This window comes from Streptomyces olivochromogenes, assembly GCF_001514115.1.
Lineage (GTDB): Bacteria > Actinomycetota > Actinomycetes > Streptomycetales > Streptomycetaceae > Streptomyces > Streptomyces olivochromogenes.
Map to the genome: position 1 here is coordinate 29,485 of NZ_KQ948471.1, position 25,571 is coordinate 55,055.

24 protein-coding genes and 3 pseudogenes are annotated in these 25,571 nt (G+C 69.3%); 16 read left to right on the forward strand and 11 right to left on the reverse strand.

The window, feature by feature from the left end; all coding sequences use genetic code 11:
- Positions 1-255 precede the first annotated feature (255 nt).
- Positions 256-1,434: an alpha-hydroxy-acid oxidizing protein gene (locus AQJ27_RS39745; RefSeq protein WP_067380117.1), complete on the forward strand. Its 1,179-nt coding sequence runs from the start codon at positions 256-258 to the stop codon at positions 1,432-1,434.
- 519 nt (positions 1,435-1,953) lie between these two features.
- Here the strand turns inward: AQJ27_RS39745 and AQJ27_RS39750 are convergent.
- Positions 1,954-2,418 (reverse strand): MarR family winged helix-turn-helix transcriptional regulator, encoded by a 465-nt coding sequence (locus tag AQJ27_RS39750; protein ID WP_159064509.1) that lies wholly within the window; start codon positions 2,416-2,418, stop codon positions 1,954-1,956.
- A gap of 114 nt (positions 2,419-2,532) precedes the next feature.
- Between AQJ27_RS39750 and AQJ27_RS39755 the strand changes: the two genes are divergently transcribed.
- From AQJ27_RS39755 to AQJ27_RS57555, 5 genes and pseudogenes are all read left to right on the forward strand, one after another.
- Positions 2,533-3,132: a non-oxidative hydroxyarylic acid decarboxylases subunit B gene (locus AQJ27_RS39755; protein WP_268814651.1), complete on the forward strand. Its 600-nt coding sequence runs from the start codon at positions 2,533-2,535 to the stop codon at positions 3,130-3,132.
- Positions 3,132-4,634: a UbiD family decarboxylase gene (locus AQJ27_RS39760; protein ID WP_067380126.1), complete on the forward strand. Its 1,503-nt coding sequence runs from the start codon at positions 3,132-3,134 to the stop codon at positions 4,632-4,634. The genes AQJ27_RS39755 and AQJ27_RS39760 overlap by 1 nt, the downstream gene beginning before the upstream one ends.
- A 458-nt stretch (positions 4,635-5,092) precedes the next feature.
- Positions 5,093-5,725 carry a UbiX family flavin prenyltransferase gene (locus AQJ27_RS39765; RefSeq protein ID WP_067380129.1) on the forward strand — a complete coding sequence of 211 codons (633 nt, stop codon included), beginning with the start codon at positions 5,093-5,095 and terminating at the stop codon, positions 5,723-5,725.
- Positions 5,726-5,822: 97 nt separating this feature from the next.
- The gene (locus AQJ27_RS60965; RefSeq protein ID WP_369693343.1) at positions 5,823-6,107 is read left to right on the forward strand and encodes a hypothetical protein; all 285 of its coding nucleotides are present in this window, start codon (positions 5,823-5,825) and stop codon (positions 6,105-6,107) included.
- Positions 6,055-6,261: pseudogene (locus tag AQJ27_RS57555) on the forward strand (transposase); the annotation flags it as partial. The gene AQJ27_RS60965 and the pseudogene AQJ27_RS57555, both read left to right, overlap by 53 nt.
- A 104-nt stretch (positions 6,262-6,365) precedes the next feature.
- On the opposite strand, the gene AQJ27_RS39770 reads toward AQJ27_RS57555, so the two are convergent.
- The 3 genes from AQJ27_RS39770 to AQJ27_RS39780 all read right to left on the reverse strand — a co-directional run bounded on the left by AQJ27_RS39770 (position 6,366) and on the right by AQJ27_RS39780 (position 8,931).
- Complete coding sequence (locus AQJ27_RS39770; RefSeq protein WP_159064511.1) at positions 6,366-6,812, reverse strand: SRPBCC domain-containing protein; 447 nt, start codon at positions 6,810-6,812, stop codon at positions 6,366-6,368.
- A 38-nt stretch (positions 6,813-6,850) separates the two neighbouring features.
- Positions 6,851-7,774 carry a zinc-binding dehydrogenase gene (locus AQJ27_RS39775; RefSeq protein WP_067380134.1) on the reverse strand — a complete coding sequence of 308 codons (924 nt, stop codon included), beginning with the start codon at positions 7,772-7,774 and terminating at the stop codon, positions 6,851-6,853.
- Between the two features lie 746 nt (positions 7,775-8,520).
- The gene (locus AQJ27_RS39780; RefSeq protein ID WP_067380138.1) at positions 8,521-8,931 is read right to left on the reverse strand and encodes a winged helix-turn-helix transcriptional regulator; all 411 of its coding nucleotides are present in this window, start codon (positions 8,929-8,931) and stop codon (positions 8,521-8,523) included.
- A gap of 35 nt (positions 8,932-8,966) precedes the next feature.
- Between AQJ27_RS39780 and AQJ27_RS39785 the strand changes: the two genes are divergently transcribed.
- Both AQJ27_RS39785 and AQJ27_RS39790 read left to right on the forward strand, forming a co-directional pair.
- Entirely contained in the window at positions 8,967-9,962 is a 996-nt protein-coding gene (locus AQJ27_RS39785) for an NADP-dependent oxidoreductase (RefSeq protein WP_341866137.1), read from the forward strand.
- A 137-nt stretch (positions 9,963-10,099) separates the two neighbouring features.
- Positions 10,100-10,732: an NADPH-dependent F420 reductase gene (locus tag AQJ27_RS39790; protein ID WP_067380144.1), complete on the forward strand. Its 633-nt coding sequence runs from the start codon at positions 10,100-10,102 to the stop codon at positions 10,730-10,732.
- Positions 10,733-10,769: 37 nt separating this feature from the next.
- On the opposite strand, the pseudogene AQJ27_RS39795 reads toward AQJ27_RS39790, so the two are convergent.
- Positions 10,770-11,576, reverse strand: a pseudogene (locus tag AQJ27_RS39795) (IS5 family transposase).
- A gap of 294 nt (positions 11,577-11,870) precedes the next feature.
- Between AQJ27_RS39795 and AQJ27_RS39800 the strand changes: the two are divergent.
- Positions 11,871-12,323: a MarR family winged helix-turn-helix transcriptional regulator gene (locus tag AQJ27_RS39800; RefSeq protein ID WP_121413793.1), complete on the forward strand. Its 453-nt coding sequence runs from the start codon at positions 11,871-11,873 to the stop codon at positions 12,321-12,323.
- 41 nt (positions 12,324-12,364) lie between these two features.
- Here AQJ27_RS39800 and AQJ27_RS39805 read toward each other — a convergent pair whose 3' ends face one another.
- Positions 12,365-12,655, reverse strand: coding sequence for a recombinase family protein (locus tag AQJ27_RS39805; RefSeq protein WP_067380150.1), 291 nt, complete (start codon positions 12,653-12,655; stop codon positions 12,365-12,367).
- Positions 12,656-12,933: 278 nt separating this feature from the next.
- Here AQJ27_RS39805 and AQJ27_RS39810 point away from each other — a divergent pair, with 278 nt between their 5' ends.
- From AQJ27_RS39810 to AQJ27_RS39820, 3 genes are all read left to right on the forward strand, one after another.
- Positions 12,934-13,689: a hypothetical protein gene (locus tag AQJ27_RS39810; protein WP_159064512.1), complete on the forward strand. Its 756-nt coding sequence runs from the start codon at positions 12,934-12,936 to the stop codon at positions 13,687-13,689.
- Positions 13,686-14,024, forward strand: coding sequence for a winged helix-turn-helix domain-containing protein (locus AQJ27_RS39815; RefSeq protein WP_067380157.1), 339 nt, complete (start codon positions 13,686-13,688; stop codon positions 14,022-14,024). The genes AQJ27_RS39810 and AQJ27_RS39815 overlap by 4 nt, the downstream gene beginning before the upstream one ends.
- 103 nt (positions 14,025-14,127) lie before the next feature.
- Positions 14,128-15,327: an alpha/beta hydrolase family protein gene (locus tag AQJ27_RS39820; protein WP_235613990.1), complete on the forward strand. Its 1,200-nt coding sequence runs from the start codon at positions 14,128-14,130 to the stop codon at positions 15,325-15,327.
- A 120-nt stretch (positions 15,328-15,447) separates the two neighbouring features.
- Here the strand turns inward: AQJ27_RS39820 and AQJ27_RS39825 are convergent, their stop codons facing one another.
- On the reverse strand, positions 15,448-15,735 hold the full coding sequence (locus tag AQJ27_RS39825; RefSeq protein WP_107120712.1) for a Tn3 family transposase: 288 nt from the start codon (positions 15,733-15,735) through the stop codon (positions 15,448-15,450).
- 412 nt (positions 15,736-16,147) lie between these two features.
- Between AQJ27_RS39825 and AQJ27_RS39830 the strand changes: the two genes are divergently transcribed.
- A complete protein-coding gene (locus tag AQJ27_RS39830; protein ID WP_067380163.1) occupies positions 16,148-16,546 on the forward strand; it encodes a DUF6234 family protein in 399 nt (132 codons plus the stop codon).
- 137 nt (positions 16,547-16,683) lie between these two features.
- Here the strand turns inward: AQJ27_RS39830 and AQJ27_RS39835 are convergent, their stop codons facing one another.
- Positions 16,684-18,816 carry an MFS transporter gene (locus tag AQJ27_RS39835; RefSeq protein ID WP_079065588.1) on the reverse strand — a complete coding sequence of 711 codons (2,133 nt, stop codon included), beginning with the start codon at positions 18,814-18,816 and terminating at the stop codon, positions 16,684-16,686.
- A 564-nt stretch (positions 18,817-19,380) separates the two neighbouring features.
- Here AQJ27_RS39835 and AQJ27_RS60970 point away from each other — a divergent pair.
- Positions 19,381-19,527, forward strand: a pseudogene (locus AQJ27_RS60970) (metallophosphoesterase); the annotation flags it as partial.
- A gap of 395 nt (positions 19,528-19,922) precedes the next feature.
- Here the strand turns inward: AQJ27_RS60970 and AQJ27_RS39840 are convergent.
- The gene (locus AQJ27_RS39840) at positions 19,923-21,143 is read right to left on the reverse strand and encodes an RNA-guided endonuclease InsQ/TnpB family protein (RefSeq protein ID WP_067380169.1); all 1,221 of its coding nucleotides are present in this window, start codon (positions 21,141-21,143) and stop codon (positions 19,923-19,925) included.
- A 17-nt stretch (positions 21,144-21,160) separates the two neighbouring features.
- Here AQJ27_RS39840 and AQJ27_RS60580 point away from each other — a divergent pair, with 17 nt between their 5' ends.
- Positions 21,161-21,367 carry an Arc family DNA-binding protein gene (locus AQJ27_RS60580; RefSeq protein ID WP_067380172.1) on the forward strand — a complete coding sequence of 69 codons (207 nt, stop codon included), beginning with the start codon at positions 21,161-21,163 and terminating at the stop codon, positions 21,365-21,367.
- A 619-nt stretch (positions 21,368-21,986) separates the two neighbouring features.
- On the opposite strand, the gene AQJ27_RS39850 is transcribed toward AQJ27_RS60580, so the two are convergent.
- Positions 21,987-22,334 carry a hypothetical protein gene (locus tag AQJ27_RS39850; RefSeq protein ID WP_067380175.1) on the reverse strand — a complete coding sequence of 116 codons (348 nt, stop codon included), beginning with the start codon at positions 22,332-22,334 and terminating at the stop codon, positions 21,987-21,989.
- Between the two features lie 645 nt (positions 22,335-22,979).
- On the opposite strand from AQJ27_RS39850, the gene AQJ27_RS39855 reads away from it, so the two are divergent.
- Positions 22,980-23,939, forward strand: coding sequence for a LysR family transcriptional regulator (locus AQJ27_RS39855; RefSeq protein ID WP_067380178.1), 960 nt, complete (start codon positions 22,980-22,982; stop codon positions 23,937-23,939).
- A 38-nt stretch (positions 23,940-23,977) separates the two neighbouring features.
- Here the strand turns inward: AQJ27_RS39855 and AQJ27_RS39860 are convergent, their stop codons facing one another.
- Positions 23,978-25,411 (reverse strand): aminopeptidase P family protein, encoded by a 1,434-nt coding sequence (locus AQJ27_RS39860; RefSeq protein ID WP_067380181.1) that lies wholly within the window; start codon positions 25,409-25,411, stop codon positions 23,978-23,980.
- Positions 25,412-25,571 lie beyond the last annotated feature (160 nt).

The following is a 25,571-nucleotide window of genomic DNA, read 5'->3' on the forward strand; positions in this document are numbered from 1 at the left end:
GCTGACGGATCGCTCGGGGGCGACCGTCCGGCTGGCCGGCGCGAGGGCGTGTTCATGCCGGGGCGCTGCGAAGGAGCGTCAGGCCACGCACCCGGACGTGGCCCGGGGCCGCGGCGGATCAATGTACGTCGGTCACAACGCCTTCAGTGCGGGCTGTACTGCTGTGACCTGGCCGCCGCCCCGTCCCGGCCGCACGATGAAAGGCACTGGTCCCCGATGGCCGGGGGCAGGTGAGGCGAGGCGGTGACCCCACGGATGAACCGGGAGCTCGACGGGCAGTTCGGTGACTACCAGAACGAGATCTACATCGACGGGCTGTCCGGCGTGCTGCCCGCCCTGCCGATGGAGTTCCAGGAGCTGGAGGCGCGAGCGCAGGCGGCGCTGTCGCCGTCGCTGCTGTCGTATGTCGCCGGTGGCGCAGGAGACGAGTCCACCCAGCGGGCCAACGTTGCGGCGTTCCTGCGGTGGGGACTGGTGCCGCGGATGATGGTCGGCGCGGCCCGGCGCGACATGTCGGTGAACCTGTTCGGGACGAGTCTGCCGTCCCCGCTGTTCATGGCACCCGTCGGAGTGATCGGGCTGTGCGCGCAGGACGGCCGCGGCGACCTGGCCACGGCCCGCGCAGCCGCCCGTACGGGCGTGCCGATGGTGGCCTCCACCCTCAGCGTCGATCCGCTGGAGGAGGTCGCGGCCGAGTTCGGGGAAACCCCGGGATTCTTCTCGCTGTACACCCCCACCGACCGGGAGCTGGCCGAGAGTCTGGTGCGCCGGGCCGAAACGGCGGGCTTCAAAGGCATCGTGGTGACGCTGGACACCTGGATCACGGGATGGCGCCCCCGCGACCTGGGAACCGGCAACTTCCCACAGCTGCGCGGCCACTGCCTCGCCAACTACACGTCCGACCCGGTCTTCAGGGCCCGGCTGGCCAAAGCCCCCGAGGAGGATGTGCGGGCCGCGGTGCTGGAGTGGGCACGGATCTTCGGCAATCCGCTGACCTGGGACGATCTCAGCTGGCTGCGGTCGATCACCGACCTGCCGCTCGTCCTCAAAGGCATCTGCCACCCCGAAGACGCGCGCCGCGCCAGGGACGGCGGCATGGACGGCATCTACTGCTCCAACCACGGCGGCCGGCAGGCGAACGGCGGACTGCCCGCCGTGGAGGCGCTGCCGGGAGTGGTCGAGGCGGCGGACGGCCTGCCGGTTCTGTTCGACTCGGGTGTCCGCAGCGGTGCGGACGTGGTCAAGGCGCTGGCGCTGGGGGCCACCGCCGTGGGTGTGGGCCGCCCGTACGCATACGGGCTGGCTCTCGGAGGCACGCAGGGCATCGTCCACGTCCTGCGCTCGCTGCTTGCCGAGGCCGACCTGATCATGGCGGTGGACGGCTACCCGGCGCTCAAGGACCTCCGGGCGGACGGCGCGATACGCCGCCTTTGATGCGCGGCGGGCCGCGCGGGATCCCGCACATCACAGGCGGCATCAATCAACCCCGGTGAAGAGCCCCGGAGTTCAGCAACCGGGCGGGAACCGGCCGTCCCGGCCAGGCCCTGTCCGGCAGTGAGCACGGCGGGATCCGCGGAGCCGCAGGACGAGGTGGCGCACGCCGGCCGCGCTGGTTCAGGGAGTCCGCGGCGGCGGCCCGCACCCGGCACAACAGCGGGCCTGGCCGGGGGAGTGCGGTGCGGTCGATGCGTGAAGAGCGGGGCCTTTCGGCAGCCCGGGGACGCGACGCGTCCGGTGCGCCAGGAAGCCCTGTTGCCGCTGTACGCGCCCGCACCCGCGCAGTCCGGCCGGGCCGGACATCCCGGCCGGCATCCCGGGCCGGCCTGCTGGCACCGGGACCGTACGGGCGGTTGTGCAGTCGGCGCCTGCCGCGATGCCGGGATCGTCAGGTGCGGCCAGTGCGGCCGGTGTTACGGGTGAGGCAGGTGACTGTCCGGCGCCCGGAGGGCTTGCTCATGAGCGGTTGCTGCCGGGCTGCTGGTCGCGGCCCGCGTCCCCCAGCTCCTTGAGGAGCAGGGTGAGGGTCGCGAGCCGCTCGGGCCCGAGCAGGTCTTCGATCCAACGGCTCGTTTCCTGTGCCTGCCGGCGGCCCAGGGCCGCTCGCTCGTGCCCGGCGGGCGTCAGGGCGATCAGCTGCCGGCGGCGGTTGCCGGGATCCGTGCTCTTGGTGATCAGGCCGCGGGCCAGGAGCCGGTCGAGGAGGGGAGTGAGCGTCGACCGGTCGACCGCGGCGAGGGCGCCGAGGGTCTTCTGATCGAGGCTTTCGCGCTCATCCAGGACTTGGAGCACCGCGAACTGCGCAGGCGTGAGGTCGCTGCTGCGCAGTTGCCACGAGGCGTTCACCGCCTGCGAGGCGCGTCGCAGCTGGTGGGCCATGCCGTCGGCCAGCACCCCGTCGTATCGAGCTCCGATCGTCACCGGCTCAGGATACATCCGTGCACTGTGAGTCCGTACACGGACTGTTTGCAGTCGGAAGCTTCATCCTCTACATTCATCCGTGTACGGACTTACCGTGTACGGAAGGTGGTTCCCGTGCCGCGAAGAGTGATCTTGGGAATGACCGGGGCGACCGGCGCCGTCTTCGGTGTCGAGCTGCTCCGCCGGCTGCGGAACCAGCCGGACGTGGAAACACATCTCGTTCTGTCCCAGTGGGCCAAAGCGACAATCCATCTGGAGACCAGCCTGTCGGTTCGCGAAGTCACCGATCTGGCAGACGTGACCTATTCATGGAACGATCAGGGTGCGGCGATTTCATCGGGGTCATTCCGGATGGATGGAATGATTATCGCACCGTGCAGCATGAAGACGCTCGCCGGAATTCGAACCGGATACGCCGACGGCCTCATCCCCCGCGCCGCCGACGTCACGCTGAAAGAGCGGCGTCCCCTGGTGCTCGTGCCGAGGGAGACCCCGCTCAGCGAAATCCACCTCGACAACATGCTGGCGCTCTCCCGTATGGGAGCGAGAATCGTTCCGCCGATGCCGGCCTTCTACAGCCGCCCGAAAACCATCGACGATCTCGTTGAGCATGTCGTTGTCCGAGTGCTGGACCAGCTGGATATCCAGGTGCCGTCGGCGCGGCGCTGGGACGGAATGCCTCGCCCATCCGAATTGAAAGGCGTAAGGGACTGATGTCCGAAATCAATGACCTCCGGTCCTACATCTCCGCGCTCGACGCGCTGGGAGACATCCAGCGCATCCCGCGCGTGATCGATCCGAATCTGGAAGCCGCGGCCGTCACCCGGCGGTCCACCGAGAACGGCCGGCCCGCCCCGTTCTTCGAACACCTCAGCGGGGCCGGCGAGGGGTTCCGCATGATCGGGGCCCCGGGCGCCCTGTCGAGCGTTCCCGGGCACCCGCTGGCCCGGGTCTCCCTCTCCCTCGGCCTGCCGTACACGACGACCGCTGCCGAACTGGTCGAACATCTCAGGCAGGCGGGTACCGGGGAACTGCTCCCGCCGCGGCGTGTGGCAGCCGGCTTGGCGCCCTGCAAGCAGAACATCCTGACGGGGGAAGAAGCTCGTCTCGACCGATTCCCGATCCCGTTCGTCCACCAGAGCGACGGCGGTCCCTACGTCAACACGTGGGGTGTCATCGTCGCGAGGACGCCGGACGGCCGATGGACGAACTGGTCCATTTCCCGAATCATGATGATCGACGACCGGCACATGACCGGACTGGTGCTGCCGGGCCAGCACCTCGGCATGATCTGGCGTGAGTGGGAGGCCATCGGAGAGCCGATGCCCTACGCCCTTTTCCAGGGAGGCGACCCGGGCGCTGCCGTCGTCGGCGGAATGACCGTTCCGACCGAGGTCGACGAGGGAGCGTATCTCGGAGCGGTGCTGGGCGAGCCGGTCGACGTGGTGAAGTGTGAGACGAACGACCTGGAGGTGCCGGCCTCCGCCGAGGTCGTCATCGAGGGGTACCTGTCCGCAACGCGTGATGCCGTGGAGGGCCCGTTCGCGGAGTTCCACGGCTGGGCCCTGCCCGAGACGTCGCCGCAGCCGCTCTTCAGCATCGAGGCGATCACCTACCGGGACGACCCGATCTGGCCGCTGGCCGCCGCCGGACGGCCTGTCGACGACTCGCATGTCGCACCGGCCGCGGGCATCTCCGCAGAGGTCGTCGCGGTCCTGCAGAAGGCGGGACTGCCCATCACGACCGCTTGGCTGCCGCTCGGCGCCGCCTGCTTCTGGACGGTGATCACGGTCCCGCAGAACTGGCGCGATGCGCTGCCGGGCATGGACACCGCGCGATTCGTGCACCGCATCGGCGAGGTCCTGAACGGCACCCGGGTGGGCCGGCTTTCCCCGGTCGTCTACGTCCTCGACGACGACGTGGACCCGGCGAACGACTCGGATCTCCTGTGGGCGCTGGCCACCAGAGTGCATCCGTCGCTCCGTCAGGAGCAGTGGCACGGGCCGATCATGCCGTGGTACCCGTGCTTCCTCGAGGAGGAACTGCACAACGGCTGGGGCGCCATCGTCGTACACGACGCCCTGCTCCCGGCGGTGGGAAGCGGACGCGTTCCGCCCGCCACCTTCGACGGCGTCTTCCCGGCAGACGTGCGCGCCAAGGTCCTGGCCGCCGAATCCGAGCAGGCGGGCGACACCGGCTCTGCCGCATCGAGCTGACACCCGCGGTGCCGTGGGCTGACACCCGCGGTGCCGTGGGCTGACACCCGCGGTGCCCTAAAGCCGGCGCCTGCGCTGCCGTGGACGTCTGGGGCGCAACCGCCACCAGGTGGCCCGCCACACGACCAGTACGACGCCCGCCCCCCTGACCGGCCACAGCCCGGCGGTCAGGGGGTGGGCGTCGTGCCGGGCCCATGGGCAAAGGCGCGGAGCCGGGTGGACCGTCGTGCGCGGGCCCCTGCCCCGCTGAGCGGTGGACGCCGACCGGGTGAATGAGGAAGGACGAGAAGCCGCTGGTCGAGTGACCGAGGGGATCTCGCGATCACAGGCGGGTACCGATCAGCGTGCGCGTCGGACCGAAGCGGACGGCGGTCCTTCAACCCCAGGCGTCGAGACATCACTTGTGTGGCACGAGTCAGCGCGGTTGCCGACCCGATGAGTCAGGAAAAGGGACAGTCGTGACCCAGCAGAATGTGACAGTTGCTGTCACGGGAGCGGGCGGCACCGGTGTGGCCAAGGCCCTGCTCGCCGCACTTCAGAGGGACGACCGGGTCGGCCATGTCGATCTTCTGGTGTCGGCCAACGGGCGCAAACTGGTGGCCTTCGAATTCCGGACCGGCGAAGACCCGGACTCGGTGGTCCAGGCCCTGGAGGCGACGTCACCGAAAGTACGCTTCCTGGATCCGGCCGACATGTCCGGACCGGTGACCAGCGGCAGTTACCCGAGCGACGCAATGATCATCTTGCCGTGCGCGGCCGGCGTACTCGGACGCATCGCTCACGGCCAGGCCGAGAGCCTCATCGAGCGAGCCGCGGACGTGATGCTGAAGCAACGGCGCAGACTCGTCCTGTGCCTGCGGGAAGCACCGCTGAACCTCATCCACCTGCGCAACATGGTCGCCGTCACGGAAGCGGGCGCCACCGTGTACCCAATGATCCCCACGTACTACAACGTGCCCGAGACACTCGCGCAGCTGCGGGACGAGTTCGTCGAACGCGTCCTGCAGTTCCTGGGCCTGCCCGGCACGGACCGCTACCAGTGGGACGGCAGCGACACCACGGCGCGACGCGAGCACACGCAAGCGCGGTAACGGACTGTGGCCTTGCGCTGCAACATGAAAGACAGTCGCCGTCCGAGCCGGCCATGGTTCTGGTCTTCTGGGCCAAGCGGCGGACGTCACGCTCACGGTGCGTCGCCCACCGGTACTGGCCGCCCGAGAGACACCACGTTCGACGATCCCTCTGGAGAACTTGCCGGCCCCGTCACGGAGGGCAGCCACTGTGCTGCCGCCGGCACCCGCCTTCTCCGACCCACCCGTCACGACTCGACGGCATCGTCGAACACATCGTCACCCGCACCCGCACCCTCGGCCGGTTCGGTCATCAAAGAGCGTTTTGTCCTGGCGGTGGTGTTTGGTAAGTCATCGACCACGGCGCTCGCCTCGGCATCGATGTCGAAGCCGTCCACCGTGATCCCGCAGCGCTGGGTCGTCGAGCGCACCTTCGGCTGGCTCATGCGCCACCGCCGCCTCGCCCGCGACTACGAGACCCACCGCATCGCTCCGAAGCCATGACCCGCCTCGCGATGATCCACCTCATAAGCAGACGACTGACCCACGAATCCACCTCGCCAGCACAGAATGCCGGGGCTGTCCCCGATGACCTCCGCAGCGGCGGCGCGCTCCTGCTTGTGCATTTCCTTGACGGTCGTGAGCCCCCACCCCCACCTCGTCAGCCGGATAGCCCCTTCACGCGTGTCTGCAGGGCGGCGCCGTATCGGGAGTACTCCTTCCTGAGCTGGTCAAGTGTCGGGATGAGTTCGGCAGCAGCGGCGCCGAAGAACTCCTCAGAGTCGGTGAACTCGGTGGTGCCGTCCGGCTGTGGGGTGAGCACGAACGAGTGCCTGCCGAGAATCGCGTCGAGCGATCCGCCCTCCCACACCAGCCGGTGGGGAGCCTCCAAGTCGACGATCCTCATCGTGACGTCCTGCTCGGCGGTGTCGCCGCCCGAGAGGCGGCCCGGAACCTCCGCCCCGACCACGACCTGGTCGGGCTTCGCGTCGAGGGACAGAACCGGGTGCCACTGCGCATACTGGTCGAACGCCACGACCACGCGCCACACGTCCTCCACCGGAGCGGAGATCCTGGTCACTGCGGTGACGACAGGGGATTCCTTCACGATCGGCTCCTTCCGGTGTCGTGTGTCGGTCTCGGCGTTCACGGCACCAGCACGATCCGGCCGCGCTGGCCGCCCCGGGTGAGCTGGGCGTGGGCTTCGGCGGCCTGCGACAGGGGGTAGATCTGCGCCACGCGCGGCGTCAGCACGCCAACCTCGGCGAGCGCGGAGAGATACGAGAGACGGGTCGCTTCGGGACCGGCGGCGGTGAGCCGCACCACCACGCCTCGCTGCGGCGCCGGCAGCACGTCGCCCCTCACGCTCACGAAGATGCCGCCGTTGCGGACAGCCGCCAGCGCAGGGGCGCCCAGTGCTGCCGCGTCGAGCACGCCGTCCACGCCCTCCGGCACGAACCGGCGCACCGCCTCACTCAGCTCCTCGTCGCGCGACACGAACCAGGTGGCGCCACGACCGCGGAGAAACTCCTCGTCCTCAGGCCGCCCCTGCGCGACGATCCGCGCCCCCCGCGTCCGGGCCAGCTCGACGGCGTAGCCGCCAACGGCCCCGGCGGCGCCCGTGACAAGCAAAGTGTCGCGGGGGCGTAGCGGGAGGTGGTCCAGGGCCAGTGAGGCGGTCATCGCGTTGAGAGGGATCGTCGCCGCGAGCGTCAGGTCCATACCCTCCGGGGCGGGGGCGATGGAGTTGACGTCGGTCACAAGGAATTCGGCCTGGGCCTTCGTCGGGCGCAGCACGGGGGCATCGAACGCGATCACCGGGGTTCCGACCTTGAGGGGGACACCCGGGCCGACCGCGTCGACCGTGCCGGCAGCGTCCAGGCCGAGACCGGTGTATTCGACCTCCTCCAACGGCCTGAAGACCCCGGCCCACACAGCGGCATCGGCGGGATTGAGCGCGGCGGCCGCGACCTTGATGCGGACCTCCAGGGGACCTGGTTCCGGGAGGGGGACCTCCAAGACCTCGACAGCCTCGGGTCCACCGATCTTCTTCACGACTGCTGCGCGCATGATTTTCGTTCTTCCCTTTGCATATTCGAACGCTATGAGCGCTACGAACGCTAGGCGAGTTACGATCAATTCGTAAGTAGGCACTTTAAAGTGCGTTACGCCCCTGATCGGGCAGGCGGCCACCACGGTGAAGTCGGTGCGCCGGGGCGAGCCCGGCATGTACGAGGCGTGCACGCATGACTGCCTCCAGTCAGAAGAGGCTCACCCGGATCCTGCGCTCACCCGGAACGACCCGGGATCCGGCCGTGTAGCAGAAGGAGGAATTCTCCACCCACCTGGGCATGCGCACGGAGCGGTTCCTGCTGCGCGGCCGCGGCGACAGGTAGGGCGAGGCCTTCGATGCGGTCTTCGATGCCGAGAGCATGAGCGCGCGCCGTGGGCACCTCGGATAAGCGCCCACGGCGAGAGAGTCCTCGGCAGCATCCGGCGTGAGGCTTCGAGCACGTCATGATCCAGGACGAAATCCACGCCCGGCAGGTCCCTCGCCGAGTTCCGGCACGGCAACGAGCATCGTCCCCGCCGAACTGCGACCAGTTGCCGTCCGCAGCCCACCAGTGCCCCCCCGCCGCCGTGCACGACGTGGAAGGCGGCAGCCAATCACGTCCTCGGCGACGTCATACACGAGTATCGATATGCTCCCTGACCTGCAGTGATAACTGTCCGAGCCCTGTGATGATCGCTGACGGCGAGGTCGGTCATCCTGTTCGGGCGCAGGCGGGCAGCCCGCACGGGGGCGTCTGTTGTCGTTACTGGTCGGTCTTCCGGGTGTCGTAGTGGGCTCGTGCCTCGTCGACCTCGTCGGTCTTGTCGGCGGCCCAGTCGCGTACCTGGGACAGCAGGCCGTACAGGCCTTGCCCGAGCGGGGTCAACTCGTAGTCGACGCGTACGGGCACAGTCGGTGTGGCCGTCCGCTTCACCATGCCGTCGCGCTCGAGCATGCGCAGGGTCTGGGTGAGCATCTTCTGGCTGACGCCTGGGATCTCGCGGCTGATGTGGCTGTATCGCATCGCGTCGCCGTATGACCCGAGGGTGCACATCGTCAGGCTGACCCACCGGTTGCTGATCGTCGAGAGCAAGGCCACCGCGGGGCAGTCGTGCATGTATGCCTCGTACGTGCCGGGCTCGATCTGGCGCGCCGGCTTCGCCTTGGTGGTCATCCGTCTCTCCTGTCAGGAGCGCAGCGCACTAAAAAGTGCCTACTTACGAATCGATCGTAACCCACCTAGCGTTCGTGGCGTTCGAATTCGCAAACGGAAGAGCGAAGATCATGCGAGCAGTTGTTTACCGGTCTGTCGGCGCACCGGACGTCATCGAGGTGGCGGATGTCGACCTTCCTGAGCCGGGGATGTTCGAGATACGTATCAAGGTGGATGCCGCTGCCCTCAACCCGGCTGATGTGGCGGCCTGGAGCGGTCTGTTTCCGGCTCCCGCGCAGGGCAGTCACTTCGGGCTGGGCTGGGACGTGGCAGGTACAGTCGACGCCGTGGGCCCCGGCGCGGCGTGGGAGGTCGGTACGCCCGTGATCGCGATTGTGCAGGGCGCGACCGGTGTCGTGCGGGCCCAGGCCGAGTACACGATTGTGCCCAGTAACACCCTGGCCCACGCGCCGACCGGGATCGACGCCGTGCACGCGTCCACCATCCCGTTGAACGGCCTGACCGCCGCGCAATCGGTGGAGCTTCTCGGCCTCGGTGAAGGGCAGAGCGTCTTCATCACCGGCGCGGCCGGTGCGGTCGGCGGCTACGCAGTGCAACTGGCCAAGCGGCGCAAGCTGACGGTGATCGCCAGCGATTTCGCCGACGACGAGAACTTCGTCACCAGCGTCCTCGGCGCCGACGCCTTCGTGCCCGCGAGTGACGACCCCGCCGCAGCGGTGCGCCGGCTCTACCCGCACGGTGTGGACGCTGTGCTGGACACCACCACGCTCGGCGTCATCGCGGCAGTCAGGGACGGCGGAACCTTCGTCACCACCCGGATGGATGCCCTGCCACAGGCGGAGCGCGGCATCCGGGTAAGGCTGACCCAGGTCTCCCCCGACGCGGCGATGCTCACCACCCTCTCCGACCTCGCCACCTCAGGCGCCCTCGCCCTTCGGGTCGCCCAGACCTACGCACTGGAAGAGGCGGCGCAGGCCCACGGACGCCTCGCGGAGGGTGGCCTGCGAGGCCGGCTCGTCCTCACTCCCTGACCACTCGACGTCGTCCGCAGATCCGGCCGACGAGCTCGGACCGGGCCGCCTGCTCCGGCCATGCCGACCGGAGCAGGCGGCCCGGTCCGAGCCTGCTCGGGCGGCTCACTGCAGTTCACCTACGGAGGAAGACAATCATGGCCGTCATCGGCTTTATCGGCAGCGGCAACATCGGACAAGCCCTTGCCCGACAGGCGATCGCCTCCGGCCACGACGTCGTGATGAGTAACTCCCGAGGCCCACACACCCTCACCCGGTTGATCGACGCGCTCGGCCCGAGTGCACGTGCTGCAATCCCCGAACAAGCCGGCGCGGCCGGCGACCTGGTCGTTGTGGCGATCCCGTTCCGCAACGTGCTGCAGATTCCGGTGCAACCCCTGGCCGGCAAGATCGTCATCGACGCGAACAACTACTTCGCTCCACGTGATGGACAGGTCCCCGCCATAGACAACGCAGACACCGCGGCAAGCGAAATACTCGCCGCACACCTCACCGCACGCGTCGTCAAGGCCTTCAACGCCATCATGGCCGCCCACATCATCGAGCACGCCCGCCCGCCAGGAACACCTCACCGACGCGCCATACCAATCGCTGGCGACGACGACCAAGCAAAGCGAGCCGTCACCGAATTCATCGACCAGATCGGCTTCGACGTTGTCGACGCCGGACCACTGGTCGACGGCCGTAGCATCGATCCGATGGATGCCTGGGGCCCGGTTCTCGACGCGGACGCACTGCGCGCGGCCATGGCCTCACGCACACAACGCTGAAAGAGCGTTTGTCCTGGGGATAGTGTTTGGTTCGGAGTCAGGTGTCGCGCCAGTTCGGGGTCGCGAGGCGGATCATGGCTTCGGAGCGGTGCGGGTGAGTCTCGTAGTCGCAGGCGAGGCGGCGGTGGTGCATGAGCCAGCCGAAGGTGCGCTCGACGACCCAGCATCGCGGGATCACCTTGAATCCCTTCGCGGCAGGGTCCCGGCGGACGGCTTCGACGTCGATACCGAGGCGGGCGCCGTGGTCGACGGCTTTGGTGCGATAGCCGGTGTCGGTCCAGGCCTTGGTGATACGCGGGTTCGCGGCGGCGATCCGGGAGAGCAAATGGATGCCGCCGACGTTGTCGGAGACGCTGGCGGCGGTGACCCAGACGGCCAGCAGCAGGCCGAGGGTGTCGACACCGATATGGCGCTTGCGGCCTGCGATCTACTTGCCTGCGTCGATGCCCTGACCCGCGGCCGGCACGTTCGCGGAGGTCTTGATGCTCTGGGCGTCCAGTACGCAGGCGCTCGGTTCGGCGTCCCGGCCTTCGGCTTCGCATACCAACCGGCGCAGGAGGCCGTCGAGTTGGTCGAAGATGCCGTCCTTCTGCCACGCGGCAAAGTATCCGTAGACGGTTTCCACGGCGCGAAGTCGTGCGGCAGATACCGCCAGGGGATGCCGGTCCGGTCGACATACAGGATGGCTTCCATGATCCGGCGCAGATCGTGCTGCGGCGGGCGCCCGATGTCCAGGCCCTTGCCCCTGCGCTCGGCCCGCCAGGGCGGGCTCTATCAACTCCCAGCTGGCATCGGACAGAGGGACCCATGAGTATCTCTCGCCGATGCCCAGCGAGCACTCCATGCAACGCGGGCCCCAGCACAGGACGGCGTTGCCTCTGACCGGTATGAACTCGACCGCAGGATGAAAACACCTACTCAGCTGCCGGCGGTGCATCGCAGGACGGGCAGGGGCGCCGTTGCCTCGGCCGGTGCCGACGTGGGCACCGACCCGCCATTGAACAGGTGAGCTCCGTACGGGCAACCGGGCCTGTCCGGCAGGCTGTTGAAGGGGCATCGGGTCCGCCCGCCCGGGGATCCGCCTCTCCCGGTTCCCGTCCCTGGTCAGGGCATCTTCGCCCTGCAATATGCTGGCTTGGTGAGTAGCGAACCGGTTCCGCCAGAGGGCACCGCCGTCGAGCTGATGCGGGCGATGACGCGGCTGCGCGCGCGGCTGCGCACCGAGGCGCCGATCGACGACCTGCCGTGGAACTGGTCGCATCTGACCACGCTGCACCGGATCGTCACGGACGGTCCGATGACCGTGAGCGAGCTCGCGCAGGCCGAGCACGTGCGGCGGCAGTCGATGGCGGAGACCGTGGCCGCGCTGCGCGCCGGTGAGCTGATCACCACCGCGAAGGACCCGAACGACGGGCGCAAGGTCCTGGTGAGCGCGACTCCGGCCGGGCGGACGCTGACCGAGCGGATCCCGGCGGCCCGTGAGGCGTGGCTGGCCGAGGTGATCGGGTCCGCGCTTCGAGCCCCCGAGCGCCGGACGCTCGACAAGGCAGCCGAGATCATGAATCGCCTGGCGGACTCCGAGACCGTCTAGGCCCGCGGGGAGGAGCGCGGACCGGATTTCGGCGGTAGCGGTCAGCCGGTAGTGGACTGCTTCGGCACGCGCCCGGAGGCTCTGAGTTCCTGCAGGTCGGGGACGTGGTTGTAGAGGGTGGGAGTGGCGACGGTGGGCCGGCCGCCGGGGGTGGTGGTGTCCAGGCGCTCGTGCAGTGAGGAGAAGCCGATCTCGCGGCGCCGCAGTTCGCCGACCGTGTTCACCAGGTCCTTGAGGGATCGGCCGTAGCGGTCGAGCGCGGGAACCGCCAGGGTGTCGCCGGCGGTGAGGGCGTCGATCTGGCGGTCGGGCTTCTGCCCGCCGGTGGACACACACCCGTGCGTAGCCGATGCGGATCTCGGTGAAGGCCCTGAGGGGTGCTCAGGCAGGTCGGCAGCCGGCCTTCAGGAATCGGTGGCTTGTTGAAGCCGGTGTCTCTATCGGCGCGCGTCTGCAGGTGCCGGAACGAGAACTTGGCAGCCCACGGGCATCACCCGGGCATCACCGCAAGCCGGCGGGGCCGACCTCGGACCGTCGGATTCCCCCGGCCTGAGCTTGGAGTACACACGGATCTCTTGCCCCAACTGGTTTGTGATGCAAAGCTGATGCAATGGCAGACGCATCGGTGCCCTCTCCGGGCACTCCCCACGAAGTCCTCGCCGGCCTTGGTGACTTGACCCGCCGGGTCCGTGCCGCGCAGCGCGGCGCCTGGTTTCCCCTCCTGCTGCTGGGCGTGCTCACGCTGGGCGGGATCCTGGTCAGCCGCTTCACCTTCAAGGTCGAGACCGTGCCCTGCCCGGCGACCGCCCCCGCGGCAGGCACCGGCTGCACCCAGGTCACGCAGGTCACGCAGGGCTCGCCGGTCTACTGGCCCATCGGGCTCGCCCTCGCCTACGCCGCGACGGCGTTCTTCTACATCCGCCGCTCCCGCAACCGCGGCGTCGGCACCCCGGTCCGGCCGTACATCCTCACCGGGATCGCCCTGGTCGGCCTGGTGACCGCCACCGAGATCTGGAGCATCCGTCAGGGGATGCCGCAGCCCGGCGCCCCGATCGACTTCTGGGGCCTGCACCTCGACCCCGCCTCCGGGGTGACGGCGTTCCTCCACCGACTCACCGGGAACGCCACAGCCGTCGGGCTGCCGCTGCTGGTGCTGGCCTGGGTGGAACGCAGCCGCACCCTGCTGCTACTCACCGCGGTGTACCTGGCCATCGAGCTGGTGCCGCTCACCACCGGCTGGGCGGGGATCCCGTTCACCTCGCACTGGTCCGCCGTGCCTCGCTACGGCGTACCCGGTGTGCTGCTCCTGCTCGGCGCGCTCGGTTTCGCTCTGGCCGAGCTGTCCCGTCAGCGCGACGTCTCATGACCGATCAGCCCGCCCCGCACCCCGTCACCGGCCTGGACGACGTGGTCCACCAGCGTGTCCGCCTCGGCATCCTCACCGTCGCCCACCAGGCGCGCCGGGTCGAGTTCGGCTTCCTGCGCACGGCGCTCGGACTCACCGCCGGAAATCTCAGCCAGCACCTGGCCGTCCTGGAGAAGGCCGGACTGGTCGAGATCGAGAAGGGCTACGAGGGCAAACGTGCCCGCACCTGGCTCTCCCTCACCCCGGCCGGCGACCGCGCCCTGCAGGACGAGGTCACCCAGCTCAAGCGGCTCATCCACCAGATCGAGCAAGGCAGTTCAGCCCCGGAGTCCTGATCTGGACTCCTGCAAGCCGTGGTGAGCCGTGAGCGGCTCCCGCCGACGTCCGGCGGACCCGGACAGCACGCCGAACACCGTCCAAGAAACCTGGGGAGGACACGTGAGCATCACATCGGTCACCACGACGGACTTGACGCGCCGTCGCATGTTCGCAGCCGCGCTGGCGGCGGGGGTCGGGGCCGCCGTGCCGATCAGCGCAGCGCGCCAGGCGTGGGCGGCTCCGACCGACCCTGGCTCGTCTCGACTCACGCTGCCCAGGCCCACCGGGCCGCACCCCGTGGGCACGGTGCCGCTCCACCTCGTCGACACCTCACGTCCCGATCCCGTGGCCGGTCCCGGGCATCACCGCGAGTTGATGGCCGGCGTCTGGTACCCCGCCCGCAGGGCGGAGGGCCTGCCGCGCGCCCCCTGGATGACCGAGGGCGCGTTGCGGGCGCTCCTGACGGACGCCGGCTTCCCCCTCGACCCCGCCCTCGGACCGCTCACCGCCGCACACGTGGGCGCACCCGTGCACCATGCCGGCCACCGCCTGCCCGTCATCGTGTACTCGCACGGCTCGGGCAGCCACCGCGGCGACCACACCATCCTGGTCCAGGAACTCGCCAGCCACGGCTACGCCGTGGTCACCGTCGACCACACCCACGACACGTTCACCGAGTTCCCCGACGGCAGGGTGCTCACCCCGGCCGACGTCCCGATGTACCCGAGGGACTTCGCCGCAGACCTCCGGTTCCTGCTCGACTGCGTGGAGGGGCTCGCCGCCGGGCGCAACCCCGACGTCGACGGCAAGCCACTGCCCCAGGGCCTCCTCGGCGCCCTCGACCCGCAGTGCATCGGCGCGTTCGGCTGGTCGAAGGGCGGCACCGCCACCGCGCTCACCATGCTCGCCGACCAGCGCGTCCGTGCCGGGCTCAGCCTCGACGGCCCGATGCAGCCGACCATCACCGCCGACCTGGACCGGCCGTTCATGATGATGACCGCCGTGTTCACCCGGGACGCCATGCCGGACGTCGCCGAGTTCTGGACGCACCTTCGCGGCTGGCGGCTCGACATCCAGGCCGACGGGGCCATCCACCCCTCATACGGCGACAACGTGACGCTGATCCCGCAAGCGGGCAAGATCCTCGGCATGACCGACCAGCAGATCCAGGACATGATCGGCACCCTCGATCCGGCCCGGGCGGTACGGATCCAACAGGCCTACCCGCTCGCGTTCTTCGACCTGCACCTGCGCCACCGCAGGGAGCGTCTGCTCGACGGCCCGAGTACGGCCTTCCCAGAGGTGAAGTTCATCCCGTGAAGCGTCGGACCGCGCGATGCGCGGTTATACCAGGGCCGCCAGGAAATGCCGTCGCCATCCGGCTGCGGCCTTCGCGAAGGCGGCCATCCGCGCAGCCCTTCCCTCGCGTGATCGGCGCTCCTACCGCTCGCCGCCGTCCTCCTCGCCGGTCGAGGGTTCGCGCAGCGGCCTGCGGCCGGCCTCCTGCGGGCGGAAGAACACGTAGCGGCCGAGGAAGTTGATGTGATCGAACTGGAGCGGTGAGAGGCAGGCGAGCAGGTCGCCGGTGACGGGGAAGCCGTCGGCGGCGAGTTGCTCGCCCGCCCGGTCCAGGCAGAGGCTGTTCCACAGCACCACACACCACAGCACCACAGCACCACGGCGTTCAGCGCCAGGCCGAGGGCGCCGAGCTGGTCCTCCACCCGGCATCCCCCTGGCTCTTCCCCGGCTGCCGGGCGGGCGAGCCGTTTCGCCCCGACCATCTGTCCGCGCTCTTGAACGAGGTCGGGGTTCCGGCCGCTGCTGCCCGCGGCGCCGCCATCCGGCAGCAACTCCTTGAACTACCCGGCCCCGTTGTCGCGGACGCTCTCGGCTACCACGACAAGACCACCAGCCGCCTCATCAAAGAGACCGGCGGGACATGGAGATACGCCGCTGGCGATCACGCAAGGTCACCAGCGAGCCGGGTTCCTCGGGGGGCGGCGGCAGTTGAATACGAGACCCACTCGTACCGAGACCGGGTTCGGCCGAAACGAAGTCACTCACCCCCTGCCTCTACGCCGACCCGGAATTGGGTACGCGTACTCATGCGTGTCACCGCCAGGCTCGGCACCCTGCAGCCATGACGAATCCCCTTCCGGCGCCGAATCGCTGGCGCCCCTGGGCGCACCGAACACGCCTGGGCGCGGACGTTGCCCTCGCGATACCGCTGTTCCTACTGGAGACCGCGTGGCTGGTGCTGGACTGGATGTTCGGCCTCGGCATGGAGGTATGGGCGGCGCAAGGCGACAAGGCGCAGGTCGACGCGGCAACCCTCGCGCACATCAATCGGGTGTGGGTGCTGTTGGTCGCCGTACTCATCGTGGCAGTACTCGCGGGACTGTTCCGTGCCCCCTGGACGGCGATCGCACACCTGCTGGTGGCTCTCCTGGCTGGCCTGATACTGGGGGCCACACAGCACCAGTGGGATACCGACCACGCCCCCTCGCCCGGGTGTATCCGCTACAGCGCCAACTGCTGAGACACCCGGGCGCGGCTCGAACCACGCTGTTGCCCGATATCACTGACGGTGACAGCCGAGACTGGGCTCCGCAGAGATCTGGCGGCAGTTGAATACGAGACCCCACCAGTACCGAGGGCCGCCCGGCGTCGTGCCGGCTACCCCGCTGCCGTGCTCAGGGCGGCGAGGTCCGTGGTGCTGATGATCTCGGCCTGGTGGGGGAAGACCTTCTCCATGAGCACCCGGTGCACCTCCGGATCGGGGTCTGCGGTGGCGTCGGCCAGGAGGAACAGGCGGTAGTCCTCATCGGCCGCCTGCCGCAGGGTGGTCAGCACCACGCCGCTGGTGGACAGCCCGGCCAGGACCAGGGTGTCCACGTTCCGGGCGCGGAGTTCGGCGCGCAGGTCGGTGTCGCTGGCGAAGGCACTGATCCGTGTCTTGCGCACGGTCAGATCGTCCTCCTCGGCCTTCAGGGACTCGTGCACCGCCGTCGCCGCAGTGCCGTCGGTGAGGTACCCGGCCGCGGCGGCCTGGGAGAACGTCTTGTTGCGGGCGGGCACGGCGGCGGCGTCCTTCTCCGTGAGCGCGACGCGTACGAAGACGACGTGCGCCCCGTGGGCGCGGGCCCAGGCCAGTGCCTCGCCCGCGCGGGCGAGCACGCCCTGCGGGTCGGGCACGACGCCGAGCACGACGGGCTGGAAGTCCATCAGCAGCAGCGCGGTGCGGGCCGGGTCGAGGGCGGGGGTGGTGTGCGTACCAGTGGTCATGTCAGTGGATCGGCTTTCTGTGCGAGAGGGTTCTGCGCGAGTGGGTTCTGCGCTGGGCGCGGGGCCCGGATTCCGGGCCCCGGCCGGGGGTTGGTTCGTGTGGTGCCGGTCGGCGCGGGCCAACTGCCGGTCGAGGACGGTCATAACGAGGACGAGAGCGGAGATCGCGACCAGCACCCACGCTATGGAGTGCAGGCCGCTGTCGCTCACGCCGCGGTGGAAGGCGGTGCCGGTGATCGCCGCCGAGGCGATGGACCCGATGTAGCCGAAGGTGCGCAGCAGTCCGGAAGCGGTGCCCAGCGCGGCGGCGGGGGCCTCCTGGTAGAGGACGGTCTGGTTGGCGACCGTCCCGGCGCCGGAGGTCAGGCCGAAGACCGCGGTGACACAGATGACCGCCGCCATCGGGGTGCCGCTGCCCACGAACAGCGTGGCCACCGCGCCGACGAGCAGCAGGACCGCGCAGGCGATCAGCGGCAGCCGCACCGCCGCCCGCCGCGACACCACCCGGGCGGCCAGGGCGGTCAGCACACCCATCGGCATCAGCATCAGCCCGGCCTGGTAGGCGGACAGGCCGCGGGCCACCTCCAGCCACTGAGTGAGCCCGTACAGGATCACGTACGTGCCCATCAGGGTCAGGCCGTTGCGCAGGTAGGTACGGGTCAGGGCGCCGTTGGCGACGAGCAGCCGTACGTCGAGGAAGGGCTGGGCGGCGCGCAGTTCCCAGCCGACCAGGGCGGCGGCGAGGACCAGGGCGGCGGCGAGCGCGGCCCAGTCCGGGCGCGGCAGCGCGTCGAGGAAGATCATCAGCGCGGTGAGCGAGCCGCCGAAGCCCAGCATGCCGAGCAGGTCGATGCGGGAGGCGAGAGCGCGGGGCGAGCCGAAGCGCACCGGGTCGGGGTCCCGGGCGATCCCGGCCAGCGCCAGGACCAGGGCGATGGCGGCGACCGGGATGTTGATCCAGAAAGCGGCGCGCCAGCCCGCCCAGCCGATCAGCAGTCCGCCGATGGCGGGGCCGACGGCGACGGTGGCGGCGCCGGTGATCGACAGACCGCCGAGCACCTCGCGCGGCGGGGCCGCGTGGCCGGCCTGTTCGGCGCGGCGGCGGATCAGCAGCATCGCCGCCGGGTAGCCCGCCGAGGTGCCCGCGCCGATCAGTACCCGGGCCACGATCAGTGCCGTCAGCGAGTGGGCCAGCGAGCCGACGATCCCGGCCGCGAGCACCAGCGTGATGCCGGCCACGAAGATCCGCCGGGGCCCGAACTCCTCGGCGAGACGCCCGGCGGCGGGCTGGGCCAGCGCGCTGGTGAGATAGAGGCTGGAGATCAGGATCGCGGTGTCCCCGACGGGGATGTGCAGGGCCGCGGCGATGGCGACGAGCGCCGTCGCGATGATCGAGCTGTTGACCGGGTTGAGCGAGGCCCCCAGGTACAGCGGCGCCACAAAGCGCGCACCGAAGGGATTGCCACGGGGCGCTCCGGCCTCGGATATCCGCCCCGGAGTGCGGGTGTCACCGGCAGACGGCACGGCGCGGCTCCTTCCTCCGGGACCTTCCGCGACGGGGCAGGCCTGCTGGGGAGATCCCGGCGGAGATGAGCAGGCCACCTGACAAATATTAACAGGTAGCCTGCCTATCTCCGACAGGGCCGTCCACCCCGGCCGCAGAGCGGTCCCCGCGCAGCCTGCCGGGCCCCGCGCCCCGAACGGCGACGAACACGGCGACGCGACCCCCGCCCTCTGCGGTCACCGCCGATACGAACCACGGCCGGCACGGCCCCACCACAACGCCCCTCACACGGCGAAGCCGGTGAACGGGGGAGGGGAGATGCAGTCGGTCAGAGCCGGAGGACCGGCTGTCCCCGGACACGCGGGGTCCCGGACAGGCGACGACGGCCTCGCAGCTCACCCCCGGCCAGTCGAACTCCTTCACCGCCGTGCCGCAGGCAGGCGCCACCTCTCGGCCCGGCCCGATGCACATGTACGAACTCGACGCCTTCACCCCTCCTGAAGCACGAAGAGACGACAGCGTCGTGACGCACCCTTCCCCGCCCGTTCCTGGATCGTTGCTACGGTTCACCGCTTCGGTCATCGGGAGACACCGGCGAAGGGGACGATCCCCAATACGCCGTCGCCCCCGGCTTCCTGAAGGCCAGTCAGGGAGCGAAATTCGCCGTCATCGCCAGCGACGTGATCTACCCCGTCGGCAGCACGGACGGTAGGGGAGCGGAGTTCGCACGAGGGACTGGTGCCGGATTGCCGGTGTCCAGGAGGGTGCTGGGTAGAGCAGTTGCTGGAGCTTGGATGCGGCCGGTTCGGTGACGAAGATCATCTCCGCGTGTGCGGAACCACGGCATGCCAGCCGTCCCCTCGTTTCCCCCGGACAGCGATCCTTGTATAGGGGGCCATTCGGCCCGCAGGGGCGGCGCGTTGGCGGGGCACCGCTCCTGTGAAATGAGGGTAGGGCGGTTTGGATGCCGACTACCGCCGTTACTCGTTCGGCTCCGTGTAGGGCTCAGCGAGTCGCTGCGCAACATCATCCAGCCATTCCTGCGCCCAGTTCCGTAGCTCATTGACTGCTCCCCTCCCTGAAGGGAGGGGATTCCTTCCTTCGGGGCTGAGCGGGGATTCCTGGCTCAGGCTGCCTCTGGGAGCAGCGCTCCCGGTGGTCTTACGCCCTCGGTACCAGCCGGGTTCAGGCCTGCCCGGACGAGCATCACGCGGGCGGAGTTCTTGTCTCTGGGGGAGACGACTTTGCACGCGGTGCAGGTGTAGGTGCGCTCGGACAACGGCAGTGCGTGCTTGGTTCTCGCTCCGCACGATGCGCAGTCCATGGTGGTGTGTGCAGGATGGACGAGGCGGATGTCCCGTCCGTGCTTGCGGCCCATCTCGATCAGGGCCTTCTTCGTGGCGCCGATCGCGGCGTCCGCCGCTTTGCGCGCCATCGAGGACCTGGCGAGGAACTTCGGCTGGAAGTCCTCGACGGCGATGGCGTCGTGGTCGGTCACGGCCTTCTTTGCCCACTTGCGGCCGGTGTCCTGCCGCTGCCGGGCGATCTTCGCGTAGGTCTTCGCCCGCCACTTCTTCGCCTCGCGGTAGCCCTTCGAGGCGGCCTGCCCCTTCTTCGGCCGGCGGCGGGCCATCATCCGGTCGTAACGGGTCAGCCCAGCCTGCGCCTTGCGGCCGTGCTGGGCGTGCGGCAGGTCGTGTGCGTTGGAGGTGGTGGTCGCGGTCTCCCTCACGCCCCAGTCCACGCCGAGCACCCGGCCGGTCTTTGGCAGCGGCTGCACTTCGGCTCGGACCACGAACGATGCGTACCAGTGCCCGACGCTGTCCCGGTACACGCGCACCGAGGAAGGTTCGCCCGGCAGGTCGCGCGACCACACCACCGTCAGCACGATCCCACCCGCCAAATGCAGGCGGTCGTCCCTCAGCCGGAACCCGCGCCGGGTGTAGTTCAGCGTCGGCAAGGCCTCGCGCTTCTTCTTCCACCCCGGCATACCAGCCCGCTGCCACTGAGGCAGGCGTTCCCGGATGTCCTTGTGCGCCTTCGCGCGGGACTTGCCGAAGTCCCGGATCAGCTGCTGCTGAGGAACCGAGCTGCCCTCACGCAGCCACGGCGTACGCTCCCGCGCCCCGGTCAGCATCTTGTCGAGCTGCGCCGGGCCACAGGTCCGCTTCTCTCCGGTGGTTTTGTTGTGCAGGTGGACCGCCTTGGACTTGGCGACGCACTCGTTCCAGATCCACCGGCACCGTGCCCACTCCGCCTCCAGCGCGGTACGGGCACTCGACGACACGCGAAGCCGGTAGGTGTACCGGGCACGCCCAGCCCCGTCGGCTTCCATTGGCGTTGTCATGATGCCACCGTAGCGTCATGATTCGCTTCTCACTCCGGATCCCGGCAGACCTACACGAACAGGTGACCGCCCGCGCCACCGCGGACCGGCGGTCCCTCAACTCCGAAATCCTCCACCTCCTGGAGGTCGCCCTCACCGCTCCCCGGCCGGACACCGGATCGCCCAGCGGCGATCCGGCTTCCCCTGCCCCGCTCCGCGGGAAACCGGATTCCTCCCCGGCCTGAAGGCCAGGGCATCCTCCGGGAATCCCGGTGATATCAGCCGCGTCCAGTCCGTAAGCCTCGAATTCCGCATCGCTGATCCATTCCAGGCTTTCCAGCCGGTCATGGAGCTCTTGCAGATCGAACTCCTCCGGGCGCCGTGCGGCCAGGCCTTCCAGTTCTCCGGCGCTGTAGAGGTGCCGGGCAGCGTGGACGTCAATGGCATCACGAGCCAGACCACGGTCTCCCAACGCTCGCACCTTCGTGCCGATCAGGTCGTCCAGGGCGAGTACCGGCCCGACGTCCAGCAGGACAGGGCGACGCCAGAGCACCTCCTTGAGCAGATCCACCTCGCATGCAGCCCCGGTCGCCGGATCGGTGGCGAGGAAGCGAGCTTTCAGCGGAGCGATGTCGATAACAGTGACCTGCCAGCCTCGCTCGCTCAGGCCGAGTACCAGCTGTTCGATGATTTAGTGCATCGCTGCCGGATGCTCTGTGGCAAAGTCGAGGTCCTGGCTGGGCCTGTGGACAATGCCATGCGCCTGAACCGCGTAGCCTCCCATCAGTGCAAGTCCGAACGGGCGCCCGGCCGTGAGTGCGTCGGCGAGCAGGCGGCGGTGGTGGTCGGGCAGGCCGGGCAGTGTCACGCGGCAGCTGCCGGCTGCAACTGTGCGAAGCGGTCCTCCCACGCGGTGCGCACACCGCGGCCGAGCATCTTGCGCAGGATCGGCCAATGCGCGATCAGTTGTGCGGCGTCGAGATAGCAGGTGTAGTCCTCGCGTCTGCCGTTGAGCAAGACGATTCGGTACATCCCCAGCAGCAGTTTCTCGTCACTAAGATCGAATGCGCGCAGCCCCGACCACGCCAGGTGAAGAGGGAGGACGACCGTGCCCTGGGTGGGACCGATGAGCTCGGTGAGATCACCAGGCAGCTGATCCGGCGCCGGGGCCCAGCGGGATCGCGCGGTGGCATCCGATGCCTTTTCGATCATGTCCTGGTCTTTCGTTCTGCCCAATTCACAGGGTCGGACCGGCGGCGGCGAAAGCATGCCCCGCAGATGTCAGCCTAGCGGTCTTGGCAGCCAGAAGCGGAGGGACTCCGCGCTGGGGGGAGTGCTGGCCCAGGTTCTGTCCGGCCCATCACGGAGGAATCAGGTGAATCCGAGATAGTGCGCCGGCACGTAGCCCTACAGGTTCGGCGGTATCACCGGTGCGGGCAGGTCTAGAGCACGGCCGAGAGCGGAGGGATCTCCAGGACGGGCTGCAAAACGATCACCCAGGAAGTCTGTGGCACGCCTGCTCGCGCCGCACTGCGATGGTTACGCGACATCCTGCTGTCTCGCATCCCTACCGGCTGTCCCAACCGCCAACAGGAGCTGGGCTGTCTCTGCACCGAACATCCGATCAGCGCGAGGTTGCGCAGGCGGCCGATGCCGAGCAGGGCCACGGCCCGATGCACATGTACGAACTCAACGCCTTCACCCCTCTTGGAGCATGAAGAGACGACAGCGTCCCGACGCACCCTTCTCCGGCCCGTTCCTGGTCGTTGCTACGGTTCACTGACCCTGCGATGAACCACCGCTAGAGTCGCCCGGTGACCGCGGACGGCAGGCGCGTCGAGACGAGGAGCCCGGACGATGGACCTGGAGCTTCGGCATCTGCGGACCTTGTGTGCGATCGCCGACGCCGGGAGCCTGGGGCGCGCCGCGGCACTCCTGAAGTACTCGCAGCCGGCGATGAGCACCCAACTGCGCCGGATCGAGCGGCTCTTCGGTGAGGACTTGTTCGTGCGCACCGCGTCGGGAGTCGAGCCGACCCGGTACGGCCTTGAGGTCCTGACTCAGGCGCGCGACATTCTGGCCCGTGCGGATGCCATCAGGCGCCGTCCGGCAGGGGACGGCGTCGCAGCACCCCGGGCCCTGCGCCTTGCGGCGACCAACTCGCCCGTCCTGTCCGGCATGGTCGTCCGTATACGCAGCCGGAGGCCTGATCTCACGCTGACGGTGAGCAGCGTCTACCCGTCGTCGGAGATAGTCGAGCACTTGGAGAAGGGCGAGCTGGACGCCGCGATCGCTGCGGACTACCCCGGAATGGAGCTGCGGCACTCCGCGGCCGTGGCGCACCGCGAGATCGTCAACGAACCCGCGTTCGTAGCCCTGCCCGCCGGCCACCGCCTCAAGCACCGCATGGAGGTCCCCCTCGCCGAACTCGCCGACGAAGCCTGGTTCCTGACCCCCGACGACGGTGCCGGCTGGCCGGGCGTGTTCTACGCGGCCTGCGCGGCAGCCGGATTCACGCCCGCGGCCGTCCATGAATACCTCGGCGACCGGCTCCAGCTCCAGGACATGATCGCCGAGGGACTCGGCGTCTCCATCGTGCAGGCTACGACCCGGCCGAACCAGGGCGTGATCGTCAAACCGCTGGCCGGCACACCGCTGTGGACCCGCTATCTGCTCGCATGGCGCCGCGACCAGGTCACGGAGGACATCACGGAGACACTGTTCAGCTCCGCGCACGCGTCCTACCGCGACCTCATCACGCGGTCGGCGCACTTCCAGGCGTGGGCGGCGCAGACGTTCCGTCTGCCGCGTTCCTAGGGCCGGTTAAGGCGACGCCCGCGCCTTGGGACGCGGGGTCAGGCCAGGAGCTCGCCCATCCACGTCTCGATCGCCGACGCGGTGCGCGGCAGCGCCGACGACATGAGGCGGGCGCCGTTCTGGGTGACGACCAGATCGTCCTCGATGCGCACGCCGACGCCGCGCAGCTCCGGCGGCAGCGTCAGGTCGTCTGGCTGGAGATACAGGCCCGGCTCGACGGTCAGGACGTGGCCCGCCTCCAGGACGCCGTCCAGGTACTGCTCGGCACGGGCCGCGGCGCAGTCGTGGACGTCCATGCCCAGCATGTGCCCGCTGCTGCACCACGTGTAGCGGCGGAACAGACCGCTCTCGGGCTCAAGGGCCTCGTCCGGCGTCACCGGGAGCAGGCCCCAGGAGTGCAGCCCCTCGGCGATGACCCGCATCGCGGCGAGGTGGAAGTCACGAAAGCGCGCGCCCGGCCGGACCGCCGCGATACCGGCGTCCTGCGCGGCGAGCACGAGGTCGTAGAGGTCGCGCTGCGCGGCGGTGAAGGTGCCGCTCACCGGAAGGGTGCGCGTGATGTCGGCGGTGTAGAGCGTGTCCGACTCGACGCCGGCGTCGAGCAGCAGCAGGTCACCGGGGTGGACCGGACCGTCGTTGGCGATCCAGTGCAGTACGCACGCGTGCGCTCCGGCGGCGGCGATCGTCTCGTAGCCGAGGCCGTTGCCCTCCAGGCGGGCGCGCAGGCCGAAGATGCCCTCGACCCAGCGTTCGCCGCGCGGATGGCGGACGGCCTCGGGCAGTGCGCGCACGACGTCGGTGAATCCGGCCGCCGTGGCGTTCACCGCGATCTGCAGCTGCTCGACCTCCCACTCGTCCTTGACCAGGCGCATCTCGGACAGGAACGAGGCGAATTCGAGGTCGGCCTCTTTACGGCCGGTGCTGTCGAGGAGCGCGTCGATCTCCGGGTCGACGCCGCGCAGCAAGCGGGTCGGCCGCGCGCCGTTCAGCCGGGCGGGCACGTCGTCGAGGCCCTGGGTCGCCACGCCGAGCAGCGAGGAGGCCTCGTCGAGGGTGGCGCGGCGGCCGACCCAGATCTCGCCGTAGCGGCGGTCGCGGTAGAACTCCCCGGTGTCGCGCGGGGATCGCGGGCGGACGTGCAGCACCGCCTCGTGACCAGAGGCGGTCGGTTCGAGGATCAGGACGCTGCCCGGCTCGGTCCCACCCGTCAGGTACGAGAACGCGGTGTGCGGCCGGAACCGGTAGTCGCAGTCGTTGCTGCGCACCTTGAGGACGCCTGAGGGAACGACGAGCCGTTCACCGGGGAAGCGCGCGGACAGCCGGTCGCGCCGCTTGGCCGCCCACGGTGCGATCGACTGCGGGGGCGGATCGGTCCGCGGCGAAGACTCCCAGTTCCCCATGAGGAACTCGGCGAGCGCCGAGGAGACCGGAAGGTCGTGCGAACCGGTGTGGAGCGGCTTCTTCGTCGTCATCTGTTCCCTCCGTGGGTACTCCGTCCTTCAGGGCGGAGAGGAATCGGACTCCTGCGGAGCAGGGCAGGGAACGACGATTCGCCGCCAGGGTGGATCGTCGTTTGCGGCCAACTACCCGCAGAGAGCCACTAGTTGATGCGATAGTTTGTGAGCTGTGGCC

What these genes read in the sequence shown, in the direction of transcription:
- AQJ27_RS39745 (WP_067380117.1), top strand. Translation starts at nt 256, where the DNA reads ATGAACCGGGAGCTCGACGGGCAGTTCGGTGACTACCAGAACGAGATC.
- AQJ27_RS39760 (WP_067380126.1), top strand. Translation starts at nt 3,132, where the DNA reads ATGTCCGAAATCAATGACCTCCGGTCCTACATCTCCGCGCTCGACGCG.
- AQJ27_RS39775 (WP_067380134.1), bottom strand. Translation starts at nt 7,774, where the DNA reads ATGCGCGCAGCAGTCGTGAAGAAGATCGGTGGACCCGAGGCTGTCGAG.
- AQJ27_RS39780 (WP_067380138.1), bottom strand. Translation starts at nt 8,931, where the DNA reads ATGACCACCAAGGCGAAGCCGGCGCGCCAGATCGAGCCCGGCACGTAC.
- AQJ27_RS39790 (WP_067380144.1), top strand. Translation starts at nt 10,100, where the DNA reads ATGGCCGTCATCGGCTTTATCGGCAGCGGCAACATCGGACAAGCCCTT.
- AQJ27_RS39810 (WP_159064512.1), top strand. Translation starts at nt 12,934, where the DNA reads ATGGCAGACGCATCGGTGCCCTCTCCGGGCACTCCCCACGAAGTCCTC.
- AQJ27_RS39815 (WP_067380157.1), top strand. Translation starts at nt 13,686, where the DNA reads ATGACCGATCAGCCCGCCCCGCACCCCGTCACCGGCCTGGACGACGTG.
- AQJ27_RS39825 (WP_107120712.1), bottom strand. Translation starts at nt 15,735, where the DNA reads ATGCCGGGTGGAGGACCAGCTCGGCGCCCTCGGCCTGGCGCTGAACGC.
- AQJ27_RS39830 (WP_067380163.1), top strand. Translation starts at nt 16,148, where the DNA reads ATGACGAATCCCCTTCCGGCGCCGAATCGCTGGCGCCCCTGGGCGCAC.
- AQJ27_RS39840 (WP_067380169.1), bottom strand. Translation starts at nt 21,143, where the DNA reads ATGACAACGCCAATGGAAGCCGACGGGGCTGGGCGTGCCCGGTACACC.
- AQJ27_RS60580 (WP_067380172.1), top strand. Translation starts at nt 21,161, where the DNA reads ATGATTCGCTTCTCACTCCGGATCCCGGCAGACCTACACGAACAGGTG.
- AQJ27_RS39850 (WP_067380175.1), bottom strand. Translation starts at nt 22,334, where the DNA reads ATGATCGAAAAGGCATCGGATGCCACCGCGCGATCCCGCTGGGCCCCG.
- AQJ27_RS39855 (WP_067380178.1), top strand. Translation starts at nt 22,980, where the DNA reads ATGGACCTGGAGCTTCGGCATCTGCGGACCTTGTGTGCGATCGCCGAC.
- AQJ27_RS39860 (WP_067380181.1), bottom strand. Translation starts at nt 25,411, where the DNA reads ATGACGACGAAGAAGCCGCTCCACACCGGTTCGCACGACCTTCCGGTC.